The 16,244-nt window shown below is 31.9% G+C and carries 13 protein-coding genes; 3 read left to right on the top strand and 10 right to left on the bottom strand.

Annotated elements, in window-relative coordinates:
- Positions 1-5: 5 nt before the first annotated feature.
- Both miaB and GYM73_RS00290 read right to left on the bottom strand, forming a co-directional pair.
- Complete coding sequence (miaB, locus tag GYM73_RS00295; protein ID WP_220233777.1) at positions 6-1,436, bottom strand: tRNA (N6-isopentenyl adenosine(37)-C2)-methylthiotransferase MiaB; 1,431 nt, start codon at positions 1,434-1,436, stop codon at positions 6-8.
- Positions 1,437-1,583: 147 nt separating this feature from the next.
- Positions 1,584-3,074, bottom strand: coding sequence for a DASS family sodium-coupled anion symporter (locus GYM73_RS00290; RefSeq protein ID WP_220233776.1), 1,491 nt, complete (start codon positions 3,072-3,074; stop codon positions 1,584-1,586).
- Between the two features lie 191 nt (positions 3,075-3,265).
- On the opposite strand from GYM73_RS00290, the gene GYM73_RS00285 reads away from it, so the two are divergent.
- Together GYM73_RS00285 and GYM73_RS00280 are read left to right on the top strand one after the other, a co-directional pair.
- Positions 3,266-3,730, top strand: a complete 465-nt coding sequence (locus GYM73_RS00285) for a hypothetical protein (RefSeq protein WP_220233775.1) — start codon at positions 3,266-3,268, stop codon at positions 3,728-3,730.
- 373 nt (positions 3,731-4,103) lie between these two features.
- A complete protein-coding gene (locus GYM73_RS00280; protein ID WP_220233774.1) occupies positions 4,104-6,773 on the top strand; it encodes a reprolysin-like metallopeptidase in 2,670 nt (889 codons plus the stop codon).
- Positions 6,774-6,844: 71 nt separating this feature from the next.
- Here the strand turns inward: GYM73_RS00280 and GYM73_RS00275 are convergent, their stop codons facing one another.
- The 6 genes from GYM73_RS00275 to smpB form a co-directional block, all read right to left on the bottom strand.
- On the bottom strand, positions 6,845-7,507 hold the full coding sequence (locus GYM73_RS00275) for a histidine kinase (RefSeq protein ID WP_220233773.1): 663 nt from the start codon (positions 7,505-7,507) through the stop codon (positions 6,845-6,847).
- Positions 7,508-7,631: 124 nt separating this feature from the next.
- Positions 7,632-8,705 carry an iron-containing alcohol dehydrogenase family protein gene (locus GYM73_RS00270; RefSeq protein WP_160542538.1) on the bottom strand — a complete coding sequence of 358 codons (1,074 nt, stop codon included), beginning with the start codon at positions 8,703-8,705 and terminating at the stop codon, positions 7,632-7,634.
- 4 nt (positions 8,706-8,709) lie between these two features.
- Positions 8,710-9,459, bottom strand: coding sequence for a 3-deoxy-manno-octulosonate cytidylyltransferase (kdsB, locus tag GYM73_RS00265; protein ID WP_220233772.1), 750 nt, complete (start codon positions 9,457-9,459; stop codon positions 8,710-8,712).
- 241 nt (positions 9,460-9,700) lie between these two features.
- On the bottom strand, positions 9,701-11,122 hold the full coding sequence (locus GYM73_RS00260) for an OmpA family protein (protein WP_220233771.1): 1,422 nt from the start codon (positions 11,120-11,122) through the stop codon (positions 9,701-9,703).
- A 105-nt stretch (positions 11,123-11,227) separates the two neighbouring features.
- Positions 11,228-12,637, bottom strand: a complete 1,410-nt coding sequence (locus GYM73_RS00255; protein WP_160542541.1) for an OmpA family protein — start codon at positions 12,635-12,637, stop codon at positions 11,228-11,230.
- A gap of 63 nt (positions 12,638-12,700) precedes the next feature.
- A complete protein-coding gene (gene smpB / locus GYM73_RS00250) occupies positions 12,701-13,159 on the bottom strand; it encodes an SsrA-binding protein SmpB (protein WP_105296380.1) in 459 nt (152 codons plus the stop codon).
- A 45-nt stretch (positions 13,160-13,204) separates the two neighbouring features.
- Between smpB and GYM73_RS00245 the strand changes: the two genes are divergently transcribed.
- Entirely contained in the window at positions 13,205-14,827 is a 1,623-nt protein-coding gene (locus GYM73_RS00245) for an ABC-F family ATP-binding cassette domain-containing protein (RefSeq protein WP_160542542.1), read from the top strand.
- 165 nt (positions 14,828-14,992) lie between these two features.
- Here the strand turns inward: GYM73_RS00245 and GYM73_RS00240 are convergent, their stop codons facing one another.
- Together GYM73_RS00240 and rnhA are read right to left on the bottom strand one after the other, a co-directional pair.
- Positions 14,993-15,634, bottom strand: coding sequence for a C40 family peptidase (locus GYM73_RS00240; protein WP_255490341.1), 642 nt, complete (start codon positions 15,632-15,634; stop codon positions 14,993-14,995).
- Between the two features lie 115 nt (positions 15,635-15,749).
- Positions 15,750-16,232: a ribonuclease HI gene (gene rnhA / locus GYM73_RS00235; RefSeq protein WP_220234331.1), complete on the bottom strand. Its 483-nt coding sequence runs from the start codon at positions 16,230-16,232 to the stop codon at positions 15,750-15,752.
- Positions 16,233-16,244: the final 12 nt, after the last annotated feature.

The following is a 16,244-nucleotide window of genomic DNA, read 5'->3' as shown; positions in this document are numbered from 1 at the left end:
TTATGTTATGCGATCTCTCCTATCAAGGTAGCTGAAGTGCAATCATTTACCAATACATTAACAAAATCTCCAACTTTTGTTTGATCTGTTTTAGTAAAAACCACCACTGCATTTTGAGAAATCCTTCCGTACCATTGATCTTTACTTTTTTTACTGGTTCCCTCTATCAAAACTTCGTGTACTTTGTTAGTATACGTTTTCATTCTTTCTAATGAAAGTTCTTGTTGAAGATTTATAATTTCTTTAAGTCTTCTTGACTTTATTTCCGTAGGCACATCGTCTTTCATTTTTTTATGAGCTAACGTACCGGGACGTTCAGAATAAGCAAACATGTATCCGAAATCGTATTTTGCATATTTCATTAGTGATAAAGTTTCTTGATGCTCTTCTTCCGTTTCTCCACAAAAACCCGCTATGATATCATGTGAAATCGCGCAGTCAGGTACGATTTCCCTTATTTTATCCACTAAATTAATATATTCTTCCCGTGTGTGTTGACGATTCATTCGCTGCAAAACTGTAGTGCTCCCACTTTGAACAGGTAAATGGATGTATTTGCAAATATTATCATGTTTAGCCATTACGTGCAATACTTCTTCATGCATGTCTTGCGGATTAGACGTTGAAAATCGTATTCTAATTTCAGGACAAGCTTCAGCTACCATGTTCAATAATTGTGCAAAATTTATCGCTGTTGCTCTTTGCAATTCACTAGCTTTTAAGAAATCTTTTTTAGGACCTCCTCCATACCATAAGTAACTATCTATATTTTGTCCTAAAAGTGTAATTTCTTTATATCCGTTTTCTCTCAACTCTTTACATTCTTTAAGAATTGAATGTGGATCTCTACTGCGTTCTCTTCCTCTTGTAAAAGGAACCACACAGAATGTACACATATTATCACATCCTCGGGTTATGGACACAAAAGCTGTAACTCCATTTCCGCCTAAGCGTATCGGACTTATATCTGCATAAGTCTCTTCTTTTGATAAAAGTACATTAATGGCATTTCTTCCATCATCCGTATTTTTCAATAAGTTCGGAAGATCTCTGTATGCATCGGGACCTACCACTAGATCAACTAAATGCTCTTCTTCCAAAAACTTTGTTTTTAATCTTTCTGCCATGCAGCCGAGAACGCCTATAACCAGATCCGGCTTTTTTCTTTTTATTGCATTAAATTGAGAAAGTCTTTTTCTAACCGTTTGCTCCGCTTTTTCACGAATAGAGCAAGTATTGAGAAGAACTAAATCTGCTTCTTCCAGTTGAGAGGTAGTATTATATCCTTCGTTACTAAGTATTGAAGCTACTATTTCACTATCGGAAAAATTCATTTGACAACCATAGCTTTCTAAAAACATTTTTTTGGTGTTTTTAATAGAACTTTCTTGTATTAAGATTTCTCCTTGTCTTCCTTCTATAATTTCTTTTTCCATATTTAAACATTCCCTACGAAAAAAAGTACCGGGATATTACTAAATCAAAATAAAAATAGTCTGCAAAGATAAAACTTTATATGCCAAGTTGACAGATTATTGTTTTAAATATTTCTTAAAATATATGTTAAGTAAATATAATTTTATTTATCTGCTTGTTAAGACCATCTCAAAATACCCCGTAAAATTTTGCAAAAATAACACCCAAGCCATGATTACTATAGTTCCTACTATTGCTGCATAAAAACCCCCAAAATAAAAGTCTGATTGCTTAAGCATCCCTGTACTGTATACTATTGCATTGGGAGGCGTTGACACGGGCAGGAATAATCCGCATGAAGCACAAAGACCAATTACTAAACCGATCGGCAATATTTGTTCCGGAGGAAGTACTACCGCAGCAATATTTATGACGATGGTTGCTGTAGCCGTACTACTCATTATGTTAGAAAAAATCACAGTCACTATAGCAAAAATCATCATCATTAAATATTCATTAAACGATGCATCTCCCAATAATTCGGAATAATAGGGCGCCAGCAATTCCTTTATTGCAATCCCTAGTGATAATCCACCGGCGACTAACATTAAGGTATCCCACGGAAGTTTTCTTATATCTTCAGCCGTTATAATCCCTAACATAGGAAGGAAAACAATAGGAATTCCTGAAGTGGCTGCACTTGGGATTTTCAATTTTGAACCCATCATCCAAAAGAAAACGGTTATAAATAAAATTAGTATTACAAAAAACCTCTGCAATCTAATCTTTTTGGGAATCGGGGCTAATTCTTCTAAGAAATTTAAATTAATTTTTTCAACTTTAGAAGTATATTTTTGCTTAAGCAGAATCCAAAAGAACAACAACAATACTATTGCTACGGGCAAGCCCAAGATCATCCAATCAAAAAAAGAAACCTCAATTCCTTTGGATTTTAAAACATCTACTACAATCAAATTGGGAGGAGAAGATATTAAGCTGCCCATTCCTGCAAAAGTTGCCGAAGCCGGTATACTTATCAATATTGCTTTTGTCATGGGTGAATCTTTCCCTTCTCTGTCTAAAAAAGGCATAACAGCTGCCAAAATCATAGCTGACGTTGCCGTATTGGATATAATTAATGATAAACAGGAAGTAGTTAGCATAATTCCTAACAACATATGCGACGGCTTACTACCAAAAATAGATATGGTACCTCTAAATAAAGAAATATCTATTCCTGTTTTTCTCATACTTTCACTAAGAAAAAAACCGCCCAAGAAAATCCATATAACACTATCAGACCATGTATTAGAAATAGTTTTCGGATCAATTGTTGATCCTTCTATATTCCCCATGGTATAAATGAGAAAACCTGTGATCAGAATCCCTACAGCAAAGGGGGGGATTGCTTCGGTAACCCATAGAAGTATTGAAAACATCAGAATGAACAGGGTGTATTCTTGAGCTTTAGTAAATTCTTGAGGAGAAAGAAAATAAGTACTTAATAAAGCAATACCTAATGAAAAAAAGAATAATCCAACTTTAGTTTTTATATTCCAAACATCTAAAGATTTTTCTATAAGAAGATCACTATAGACTCTAATATTCGTATTAATCTTTTTAAAATCTTTATTAATTCTATGAAAATCAAAATCCATATATATATAGCCCTAAATTAAATTTTATCTACTCTTAAAAACTTTGCTTACCTTAATGACACATAGCAAAACTCTTTATAAATTTACTATTTATTTCTAATAGTTTACTCTTAATTGAGAAATTAATTTTTAAATTTGTATCCTAATTCTCACATTAATAATACAGGTAAAGTTTACCTCTAATATAAATTATGAATAATTTTTCTAAGCTCTGGGTTTTTCAATCTAGAAGATTTCTTACCTCTGAAGAAATTCAAGATATCAACAAAATTCTTACTGACTTTTTGAAAACATGGGCGGCACATGGTGCTGATTTAAAATCTGAGCTTACGATTATTAAAAATAAATTCATAATTATAGCGGTTGATGAAAATCAAGCGAAAGCCACCGGATGTTCTATCGATAAATTGAATCAATGCATTAGACAAATCGATCAAAAATATCAATTAGAACTTTTAAACCGATTATGGGTAAGCTATGAAGATGATAAAGGGAAAATTACTACTGTTCCTATGAATTCTTTCAAGGAAAAAATCAAATCCACCCAAATTTCTCCTGAAACCTATATTTATAACCTTGCTATAAGTACTTCCAAAGAATTCGAAGAAAAATTTAGACTTCCTCTTAAAGAAAGCTGGGCAAGAATATTTATGTAATTTTTATTTATATAAGGTTTTCGTTTTATTAAAACTGCGATATAAGTTGCTTCTTAATAAATAATTTCTCTTTTAAAAATAATTTGAGATCCCATATACCTTATTTTCAATAAATAAACTAATTTTATCTTATAAAATTAAATACCATCATTTATTGACTTCATTTTATATTATTTATCTTGATAATTTTGTTTTATACTATACTACAAATCAAAAAACCTACTTTCATTTTATCTATTTTTTAAAAACTGTTAATAGTAAAATTACAACTTATAATTTTATAGTTAATAATCATAAATAAACATTAATATTATTGCTTATTAATTTATAATATATATTTTTGTTTTCATAATAACATACAAAATAGAAATACATGAAAATTTTCTTATTAATTATTAGTGTTTTTATGTTCAGTATTCCTCTTTCAGCACAAAATTATTGGAAGAGAACAAGCTTAACAGGAAAGAAGATAAAAAGTGAAAATATCAATTTACCCATTGAAGAACTATATACCGTTGATTTTTATTCTTTGAAAAAACAATTAAATTCGGCCTCATTAAGAGGAACTAACCATACTCCTATCATAGTATACGTTCCAACATCCGAAGGAAAAATAGAAAGATTTTCGGTTTATCATGCTCCTGTAATGGATGAAGAAATTGAAAATACATACGAATTGTATTCATACGCAGGAATCGGTATAGATGATACGAACAAATATATTCGATTTAGTATTTCTCCCAATCAATTCAATTCAATGATTATGGATAATACGGGTATCATTCAGCTCATTGATCCTTATACAACCGATGGAGAAGTTTATTCTGTTCGTATTAGAAAGGAAAACATCTTTAATGATTTCAATTGTAATACGGTTGATGAAATTAATTCGGAAGAATCAAGTTCTTATAAAATTATATCGGGTGATCGAAAATTTCGCACGTATAGATTAGCTCTTTCAGTAACCGGTGAATATACTCAACATTTTGGTGGCGTAACCGGAGCTTTACAACAGATAAATATCACCTTAACCCGAGTGAATGGTATTTTGGAAAAAGATCTAGCTGTAAATCTTAAAATGATTAATAATATTTCTCTTATTTATGAAGATCCAAATACGGACCCTTATTCCGATTCATCTTTAATGGATAACTGGAATATGGAACTTCAAAAAACATTAACAGCTGTGGTTGGAGAAGATAACTATGATATTGGCCATCTTTTTGGCGGTAATGGTGGAGGAGGAAATGCCGGGTGCATAGGGTGTATTTGTGTCAGTCCTTTGATGGATCGAAATGGAATCCCTACTTCTGTAGGAAAAGGTAGTGGGATAACTTCCCCCTCAAATAATAATCCGTCAGGAGATCATTTTGATATTGATTACGTAGCTCATGAATTGGGACATCAGTTGGGAGCTAATCATACTTTTTCTTGTTGGCTTGAAAACACGGGGGTTAATATTGAACCGGGAAGCGGAAGTACAATAATGGGATATGCCGGTATCACATCTGCCAATGTACAATTAAGTTCGGATGCTTATTTTCATTCTGCAAGTATTCAGCAAATTAACAGAAATCTACAGCGTAAAACCTGTGGAACAATCAATCAAATTCCTAATCATCCCCCCGTAGTAAATGTAGGCCCCTCTAGTGTGACCATTCCTATGGGGACACGGTTTTACTTGGATGCAGAAGGAACAACAGATCCCGATGGGGATGAGCTGACTTTTTGTTGGGAACAAATTGATAATGCTCGTAAAAATGTTATTCGAGTCGATTCTTCACAAAGATCCGGTCCTATATTCAGGTCTTTTTTACCGACTTCATCTACTAGAAGATATTTTCCCGCTTTAACTACCGATAGTTACTCTCCAAATACTTGGGAGACTGTTTCTAACGTTAAAAGAGTCCTGAATTTTACTGTAACCGTACGTGATAATAATCCTAATAAACCTCAGACTAAGATTGTTACTAAAGAAGTTTTGGTTTCTGATAGTGGTGGGCCATTTATCGCAACATTTCCTACCGCTGATTATATTGCAAAGAAAGGAAGTTCTATTAAAGTAGCATGGAATGTTGCTAATACAACAGCACAGCCATTTAATACACAATATGTGAATATTTCATTAGTTACGGATGAGGGGCAAACTATTACTCCTCTGGCTGATCATATTCCTAATTCGGGAAATGCAACTGTGGATTTACCTGCTGATCTTGTCGCTAAAAAAGCAAAAATAATGATTGAGGCTAGTAATAATATTTATTTTGCCTTAACCGAATATTTTTCAATAGGATATGAATCGGAAGTAATTTGTAAAAAATATATGCCAAACTTTTCTCCGATTCCGATTCCTGACGGAAATGGTGATCATTTAAATTCTGATTTTGCTACCATGGGAATTATTATTCCTGAAAATGAGAATTATGATGAATTAATTAATTTACAGGTATCTGTTGATATAGATCATCCAAATATTTTTGATTTATACATTGTTTTACAAGACCCCGGTCCGGATTATAAATCAACTGTTTTATGGAATCATTCATGTGAATATTATTCAGATTTAAAAGTTACTTTTGATGATAACGGAGCTGCCGTAAACTGTTCTTCTCCTACTACAGGTACGATTAAACCTCGTAATGCAATTCATTCACTTTATAAGAAAAAATATAGCGGTGAATGGCTATTAGGAGTAGCAGATCATTATGCTAACGATGTTGGTACATTAAATTCTTTTTCTTTGAATTTATGCAGTTTGAATTATAAGCAACTCCAAACCGATGAAAATTTTTCAGAAACCCCAACATTTAAAGTTTACCCTAATCCTTCTGAAGGAGTTTTTACTATCGATTTAGGTGCTATTCAATTTAGAGGAAATACAAGCCACGTTAAAGTTTATAATTTGGCCGGTAGCTTATTATTTTCAAAAGTTGAAAAAAATAAGCTTTTTTCTATAGATCTTACTAATTATCCTGCGGGTATATATACCATAAATATTACGGGGAATGGTAATTCTATATCCAAAAATGTAATTAAGAAGTAATCCTTTAAGCTAAAATAAATAAAGCACTCTTTTATATATTTTATGAGAGTGCTTTAAATTTTTCTTTATTCTTAAAATTTAAATTCTTTTTCAGGAATGATCTTGTTAATTTCAAGCGATTTAAATACAAGAATAAATTCTGAGTCATCCTCCTTGTTTTTTACAACCAAACGATACGGAAAGATTAGTCCGGAGACTAATTTAAAGTCTGAATACAATTTACTTTCATTTGAAGTATCTTCTCTAACTAATTGATAGCTGGTTTTATCAAAGTAATAAATTTCTGATTCTCTATTATTAGTTAGTTTAATTTTATAACAATTCTTGTTATCAATACGTTCTTCTCCGAGAAATATCGGAAGAAATCCTTTTGCAGAATAATCAATTAAATCCGATTCAAATGCTTCAGGAACGTAATTATTATTTTCTTCAAGGGAATTCGTTTGAAAGTTATATTGTATAGCTTTCTTTCCGTTGTAAGCATTTAAAATAATTTTTTTTCCCTGTATTTCTATACAAGTTTTATTAAGATTAGGCCTCTGCTGATAAATTTCTATAGGATATGACTCATTTAATCCTAAAATTATATCTCCTTTAATTATTATTGAATTCAATTCTTTCCAATGATCTGTTCCTCCGGTAACTTCCAAATGCTTTTTAATTATTTCTTCTACCGTCTGAGAATAACATATGTTAAAAAGGAATATCAGAAAAGCAAAAAAAAGTTTCTTCATATAAGATTAAAATGGGTTGACTGTAAAAAAATTCCAGGCAACTTTAAAGTTATCCCGGAATTATCATTTTTCTTCAATTTATATCTTTGCATTAATTGAACTATTATTTTTCGAATAATAGTATTTACATTTCTTCGTAAAGTGCTCTTAATTTTTCTTTAGTCATTATTTTCTGCCAATCTTTACCTAATGCATTTTCCCAAAGCGGTGCCATTCCATAAGAAACATTTATCATAGTATTGAATTGTTCATCAGACAATCCTTTGCATACACCTTGCGGAATTTCAATCTGATTTTTTTCAACCATATATTTAAATTCCTTAACTCCTTCCGGATAATACTCTTCTAATCGGTCAAAAACAATGCAATTACCTACTCCATGATGAGTTCCTAGTAAATAAGAAAGTCCGTAACTCACCGCATGAGCAATTCCTACTTGTGAATAAGCGATGCTCATTCCTCCATGCCAAGATGCCATCATTAAATCTTCATCAGACTCATCATCCCATTCAGATTTATGAACATATACTTTTTGGCAAAGTTCTAATGCTTTTTCTCCGTAACTTTTACTGAAAGCATTAAGATATGTTCCTGTTAAAGACTCAATGCAATGAATATAACAATCCATACCGGTAAAAAATGCCTGATTTTTTTCTACTCCTTTTACTAAAGATGGATCCAAAATAACTTGATCAAAAGGGGTAAAATCTGAATTAATACCTAATTTTCTTTCCGGCCCGGTTAATATACAAGTTCTGGAAACTTCTGCTCCTGTACCACTAATTGTTGGTATACCTACATGATAAACAGCCGGATTCTTCACTAAATCCCACCCTTGATATTGAGAAGAAGAACCTTCACTATTCATCATAATTGCAACAGCTTTTGCCGAATCCATTACACTTCCTCCTCCTATTCCAATAACTCCGGAAACAGTTCCATATTCCTCTTTTAATGAATCTCTGATCGCATCAATTCCTTTGGTTTTGGGTTCATCAGTAGTATCTATAAATATAATTTTATCTTTTCCTTTTAAGGGAATTCTTTTTTCTAATTCTTTTCCTTCAAACACTTTATCTACTAAAAAAATAAATGGATAATCTTTATTTCTTTTTTCTTCAATAATTTCTGAAGTTTGATCAAAGCTTCCACGTCCATAAATTACACGGGGAACCATTGGGAAATTTCTGAATTTCATATTTTTATTTTTTCTCGTTTATCTGTTTTTTTAATATTTCATTTGCTTTTTCCAAATCCTCCGGAGTGTCTATTTCAACTCCTACAAAATCAGTCTCTATTACCTTAATTTTCATGCCATATTCTAAATATCGTATGCACTCCACCTTTTCTGCTTGTTCGTTTTGTAACATCGGTAATTTTGCAAAATCTAGTAAGGCTTGTTTACGAAAAGCATATACACCTACATGCTCATAGTAATCCGCCTGAAATGACTTTTCTCGAGGATATGGTATAACTGAACGTGAAAAATATAGTGCAAAGTCATTTTGATCTTTAACTACTTTTACATAATTAGAATCCTCAATTAAATTCCAATCGTCCATTTTACGAATCAAGGTAGCAACATCAATTTTATTTTCTTGATCTTTCTTAAATACTTCAATTAGCCTTGCTAACGGTTCGGTTTTTACAAAAGGTTCATCTCCTTGTATGTTTATGATGATATCGCATTCTAAATTTTCAACAGCTTCTGCAATTCGATCACTTCCTGTCTCATGTTCTTTTTTACTCATAATGGCTTTACCTCCGTTTCTGGTAATTTCATTATGAATGATTTCGGAATCAGTTACTACAAATACATCTGAAAAAAGATTGGTTTTGATTGCATTTTCATAGGTTGACCGAATGACTGTTTTTTCCCCTAACATACCCATCAGCTTTGCAGGGAAACGAGATGCTGCATATCTTGCAGGAATAACTGCTATTATTTTCACGTTATTTATAATTTAATTACAAAGTTAACTAAAATAGCTTTTGTTAATCGGTATTATCCCTATTAAAAAAACATTTTAAATGTGCTTTTTTTTATCTTTAAAATTTCTTTTTCAGCTATTATTTTTTTTACAAATCATTATTTAATGATTGTACTATTTTATTATGCTTTTATAAATAATGAATAAAAAAAGTCATCCAAAATTTGGATGACTTTTTTATTAGAAAAGTTTGTTTAGTAAATTATCTTCTTCTGTGACTAGGAGTTTTTACTTTAACTTCTTCTGTGATTGATACTTTTGAACCGGTTTGATCTAAGATCACAACTCTTCTGTTTTCTCTATCACAAGTTTCTTGATCCGGATAAAGAATATTTCCTTTATCGTCTTTCTTAGCATTGATATCTTGTTGTTTACATAACAATTCTGATTTACCGAATCCTCTTGCTATCAATCTATCTTTGCTTACTCCGTTTTTAACTAATTCGTTTACTACAGATTGTGCTCTTTGTTTTGATATTCTATTATTTACGGCTACAGATCCTACTCTGTCGGTATGTCCGTCTACAAAGAATTTTTTACCATCAAAACTTCCGTCATTTAACATTTTTGCAGCATCGTTAACTAATGGTAAAGATTCTGCTGTTAATTTAGAGCTGTTAAATTCAAAGTTGATATTTTTTAATTTGAATGTAACGTCTTTAGTTTCCCAAGGACAACCATTATTATCAATTGGTCCTTTTACTGTTGGACAAGCATCATCAATATCAGGGATACCGTCTCCATCTGTATCAGGACATCCTTGGAATTGTGCAGGTCCTGCTGCATTCGGACATCTGTCTTGATCGTCAGGAATACCGTCTCCGTCTGTATCAGGGCATCCTTGGAATTGTGGTAATCCCGGTGTATCAGGACATCTGTCTTGATCATCTGGAATTCCGTCCCCATCTCTATCGCTCGGCGCTACCGGAGGTGGTGGTAATGGTTGTTCTTTCTTAGCTCCAAATTTAAATATTAAAGATGCTGAGTGTTGAAAGAAGTCAGAATAATCTTTTGATTGATTAGTTACCCAGTTATATTGAGATTCTATGTTTAAACCAAAGTTTCTGGTAAACCAAAAGTTAATACCTACACCTCCGTTTACTACAAACATATCATCCTTTCCTGTAAATTTACCTCCTAACTTATAATTTTTATCTGAGTTATAATCATCATCATAAGCGTCTAAGTGAGTAGATGGATCATCCTCAACAATTTTAATTCCTTTATAAGAATATTTGTGATAGTTGGCACCTACTCTCACATATGGGTCCAGCCATCTTAATGATTTTGACTCACTAAGTGGAGTAAATCTAAGACCTAAACCTGCTAAAACAAAAAATTCGTCTTTTATTTTTAATCTTTTGTTATCCATATCACTTATTGAAGCTTGTAAATCAACTGCAAAGTTTTTACCAATACTTCTTGCTACAGTTAATTTTGATAATGGAAAAGAAAAACTATAATCATCGGTATCAAAATATCCGTCAAAGATACCACGCACTGACGTATGGTCAGTTGCATGCATCCCTATCCCCACATACCACTTTTCTGTAGTATTTTGAGCTTTAGTTACAATGGCCATTATAACAGCTCCTATTGTAATCAATAATTTAAATTTTTTCATATTAATTTCTTACTACTATGATTTATTTTATTCTACTAAACAAATTCTATTCCAATATATAAAAAAACCATCCTTATTAGGATGGTTTTTTTATTTGTAGATCAATTATTTCTTAATTTTCACTTCTTTTGTTACGGAAACTTTATCTCCTGCCTGATCTAAAACTACCACTCTTCTATTAGATCTATCACAAGATTCTTGGTCAGGATATAGTATATTTCCTTCTTCGTCTTTTTTAGTATTGATATCTGCTTGTTTACATAATAATTCTGTTTTTCCAAAGCCTCTAGCTATCAATCTATCTTTTTCTATACCTTCATTAATTAATTCGTTAACTACAGATTGTGCTCTTTGTTTTGATATTCTATTGTTTACGGCTACAGATCCTACTCTGTCGGTATGTCCGTCTACAAAGAATTTTTTACCATCAAAACTTTCGTCTTTTAATAATTTAGCTGCATCTTTTACTAATGGTAAAGACTCTGCTGTTAATTTAGAACTGTTAAATTCAAAGTTGATATTTTTTAGTCTGAAAGTAACGTCTTTAGTTTCCCAAGGACAACCGTTGTTTTCAATTGGTCCTTTTACTGCTGGACAAGCATCATCAATATCAGGAATACCGTCTCCATCTGTGTCAGGACATCCTTGGAATTGTGAAGGTCCTGCTGCATTCGGACATCTGTCTTGGTCGTCCGGAATACCATCTCCGTCTGTATCAGGACATCCTTGGAATTGAGGCAATCCCGGTGTATCAGGACATCTGTCTTGATCGTCTGGAATACCGTCTCCGTCTCTATCACTTGGTGCTTCTACCGGTGGAGGTGGCGGAAGTGGTTCTTCTTTCTTAGCTCCGAATTTAAATATAATCGATGCAGAATGTTGGAAGAAATTTATATAATCTTTAGAATATGCTGTTGCCCAGTTATATTGAGACTCTAGATTTATACCAAAGTTTTTTGTAAACCAGAAGTTAATACCTACTCCACCATTTAATATGAAATTATTATCATGACCGGTAAATTTACCTCCCAGTTTATAATTTTTCTTAGGATTATAATCATCATCGTAAGCGTCTAAGTGAGTGGTTGGATCGTTTTCAACGATTCTAATTCCTTTATAAGAATATTTGTGGTAATTTGCCCCTACTCTAACGTATGGATCTAACCATTTTAAAGATTTGGATTCACTTAATGGGGTATATCTAATACCTAATCCTGCTAAAACAAAGAATTCATCTTTAATTTTTAATCTTTTATTGTCTATTTCTCCAATTGAAGCTTGCAAGTCAACTGCAAAGTTTTTAGCTATGCTTCTAGCTACTGTTAATTTAGACAACGGTGGTACAATACTATAATCATCGGTATCAAAATATCCGTCAAAGATACCACGAACAGAAGTATAGTCTACCGCATGAGCTCCAATCCCGATATACCACTTATCCGAAATGTTTTGAGCAAATACAGTAGTTGCTAACGTTGTAGCCAATCCTGTAAGTAACAAATTGAACTTTTTCATATATAAAAATCTAATTTTTAGGTTGCAAAGTAACATTTTTATTATCTAACTCCCAAGAAAAAATTAATATTTCTTTACCATTCTGTTAATATTTCGTTTGGATTCTCTTTCTTTTATCGCTTCTCTTTTGTCATATAATTTTTTTCCCTTCGCAAGATATACTTGGATCTTCGCGATTCCTTTTTCATTGATATACAATTTTGTAGGAACAATCGTTAATCCTGTTTCTTTAGTTTTTCTTAACAGTTTGTTAATTTCCTTTTTATGTAATAACAGTTTTCTTTCCCTTTTTATTGTATGATTATAACGAGTTCCGTAATAATATTCGTCAATGGTCATATTTATTACATATAATTCGCCATTAATAATCTGACAAAAACTCTCTGCAATACTTGCTTTCCCTAATCTAATAGATTTTATCTCAGTACCATGTAAAACTATTCCTGCCTCATATTTATCCAATAATTCATAGTTAAATCTAGCTTTTCTATTCAGTATATTTACTTTATTTTCAAATTTCATAATCAAAGTTTTTCTTACTACTTTTGTACAAATTTATTAAAGTATATGCTTACAGTATCAAATTTATCTTTACAATTTGGAAAAAGAGTACTCTTTGATGAGGTTAATGTAAAATTTACGAAAGGAAACTGTTATGGAATTATTGGAGCTAATGGAGCAGGAAAATCTACATTTTTGAAAATTCTATCCGGCGATGTTGAACCGACTACAGGAAGTGTAAGCCTTGAAACAGATAAAAGGATGTCTGTATTGGAACAAAATCACTTTGCTTATGATGCATATCCTGTACTGGAAACGGTTATTAAAGGGAATCAGAAACTTTTCCACATAAAGGAGGAAATGGATGCTTTATATGCCAAACCTGATTTTTCTGATGAAGATGGAGTTAAAGCGGGAGAATTAGGTATTATTTATGAAGAAATGGGAGGTTGGAATGCTGAATCTGATGCAGGAACTTTATTATCTAATCTTGGAATAAAAGACGATGCACATTATAAAATGATGTCTGAATTGGAAAATGCTGATAAAGTAAGAGTATTACTTGCTCAAGCTTTATTCGGAAATCCTGATGTTCTTATTCTTGATGAGCCTACGAATGATTTAGACATTGAAACCATATCTTGGTTAGAAGATTTCTTGGCGGGATATGAAAATACTGTAATTGTTGTTTCGCACGACCGTCACTTTTTGGATGCAGTTTGTACTCATACCTGCGATTTGGATTTCGGAAAATTAAATTTATATACCGGTAACTATTCATTTTGGTATGAGGCCAGTCAATTAGCTGCCCGTCAAAGAGCTCAACAAAACAAAAAGGCTGAGGAAAAAAAGAAAGAACTTCAAGAGTTTATTTCCAGGTTTAGTTCTAATGTTGCTAAAGCAAAACAAGCCACGGCTCGTAAAAAAATGATCGAAAAATTAAATATCGAAGATATCAAGCCGTCTTCTAGAAGATATCCGGCAATTATTTTTGAACAAGAACGTGAAGCCGGGGATCAAATATTGGACGTTAAAGGATTGGAAAAAACTAAAGATGGTGAATTGTTATTCAGCAATATTGACTTGAACCTAAAAAAGGGGGATAAAGTTGCCGTTCTATCCAGAAATTCTTTGGCTATTACTGAATTTTTTCAAATATTATCCGGAGAGTCAGAACCTGATAAAGGGAGTTATTCTTGGGGTATAACTACTAAGCAAAGTTACCTTCCTTTAGATAATACAAAATATTTTCAATCGGACGATAACCTTGTAGATTGGCTTCGTCAGTATGTGAATACAGATGAGGAAAGACATGAAGAATATATCCGAGGATTTTTAGGTAAAATGCTATTTAGTGGTGATGAAGCTTTAAAATCTTGCAAAGTTCTTTCGGGAGGTGAAAAAATGCGTTGTATGTTTTCAAGAATGATGTTATTTAAAGCTAATGTTTTACTTCTTGATGAGCCTACCAACCATTTAGACCTAGAAAGTATTACGGCTCTTAACAACTCGTTAACCAATTTTAAGGGTACTATTTTACTTTCTTCTCATGACCATGAATTATTATCTACTGTTTGTAACAGAATCATTGAATTAACCCCTAAAGGTATCATTGACCGCTATATGAGCTACGATGAGTATTTATCTGATGCAAAAGTTAAAGAACTTAAAGCGCAATATTATAGCTAAGAAATTATTGGGCGGAATTTAAATCGTAAAGATTTTTATTTCACCCAAATGATAATACTATAAAACCTTTTAATCTTTAAGATGATTAAAAGGTTTTTTTATATAATAAACTTCGAATTATCCGGCTGGCAAGCGTGTTATTCTAAACAATATTTTTACTTTAACTTAAAGGATCCTTTGTGCTTTTTTAAATTTATTTTTCCAATAAGTTTCTTCGAGAGAACTAATTATAACCCCTTTAGATGTTGAGGCATGTATGAATGTAATTTCGCCTGAACCGGATATGTTATAGACTATACCTACATGATTTATTGAGCTCCCCCCTGTATTAAAAAATAATAAATCGCCTTCTTTTATTCGAGAGATACTTACATCTTTTCCTGCATTAGACATATCTATGGAACGTCTTGGTAATTTTACATCTATTCTTTGGTAAGCATTGCAAACTAAACCGGAACAATCTATGCCACTGAAAGTATTTCCTCCATATTTATAAGGAGTCCCTTTATATTTTTCTGCTTCTTTCAAAACCAAAATAACATCCGTAGATTTTATATTTTTATGAACTCCGTATTTTTTTGATTCTAAATTCGAATCTCTCTTTATCGGTTTTGAAATATGGGGTGATTTATGCGATGGTTTTGATTTTGAAATATGTTTATTTGTTTTATTGGAATTATAAGTATATCTTTTCGAATGAGGATGTTTTGATTTTTTATATGAAGAAGTTGCCTCGTAAGATACACAAGATGTAATAAATGAAAAAAACATCAACCCGAACACATAGATTACCATTTTACTTTTCATATATCTTATTTTTTAATAATCTTTGTGCTAATTTATAAAATTATGAACATTTTTTTAACACGTTATTTACTAATTTATTAACAAATTATTTTTTCAAATGGTTTAGACTATTTAATTAAAAAATATTTTTATTGTCTGATATAAGATTTTCATATCCCATATCAATGGACAGATTTTCTCCTTTAGCTGCAGCAGTTGCCAACTGATCCGCCTTTTCATTGTAAAAATGCCCATGATGCCCCTTTACCCAGTGGAAGGTCACTTTATGTTTTCTGTAAATTTTAATAAATCGAATCCATAGATCCGGATTTTTTACTTTTTCAAATCTTTTTTTCTCCCAGCCATAAATCCATTTATTATTAATGGCATCGACTACATATTTTGAATCAGAATATATTTCAACTTCTTGATCGGGTTTATTAATTTTTTCCAAAGCAATAATCACAGCCAATAATTCCATTCTATTGTTGGTAGTTAAGCGAAATCCTTCTGAAAAGTTTTTTTCATATGAAGTTCCTTTCAGCTTCATTATTATGCCATACCCTCCTTTTCCCGGATTTCCAGAAGAAGCTCCGTCTGTATAAACCTCAATCATAATATCTATTTAATC

Origin of the sequence: Apibacter sp. ESL0432 (assembly GCF_019469225.1) — a bacterium.
In the GTDB taxonomy this organism is placed as follows: Bacteria; Bacteroidota; Bacteroidia; order Flavobacteriales; family Weeksellaceae; genus Apibacter.
This window is presented reverse-complemented; position numbering and strand designations above follow the sequence as displayed.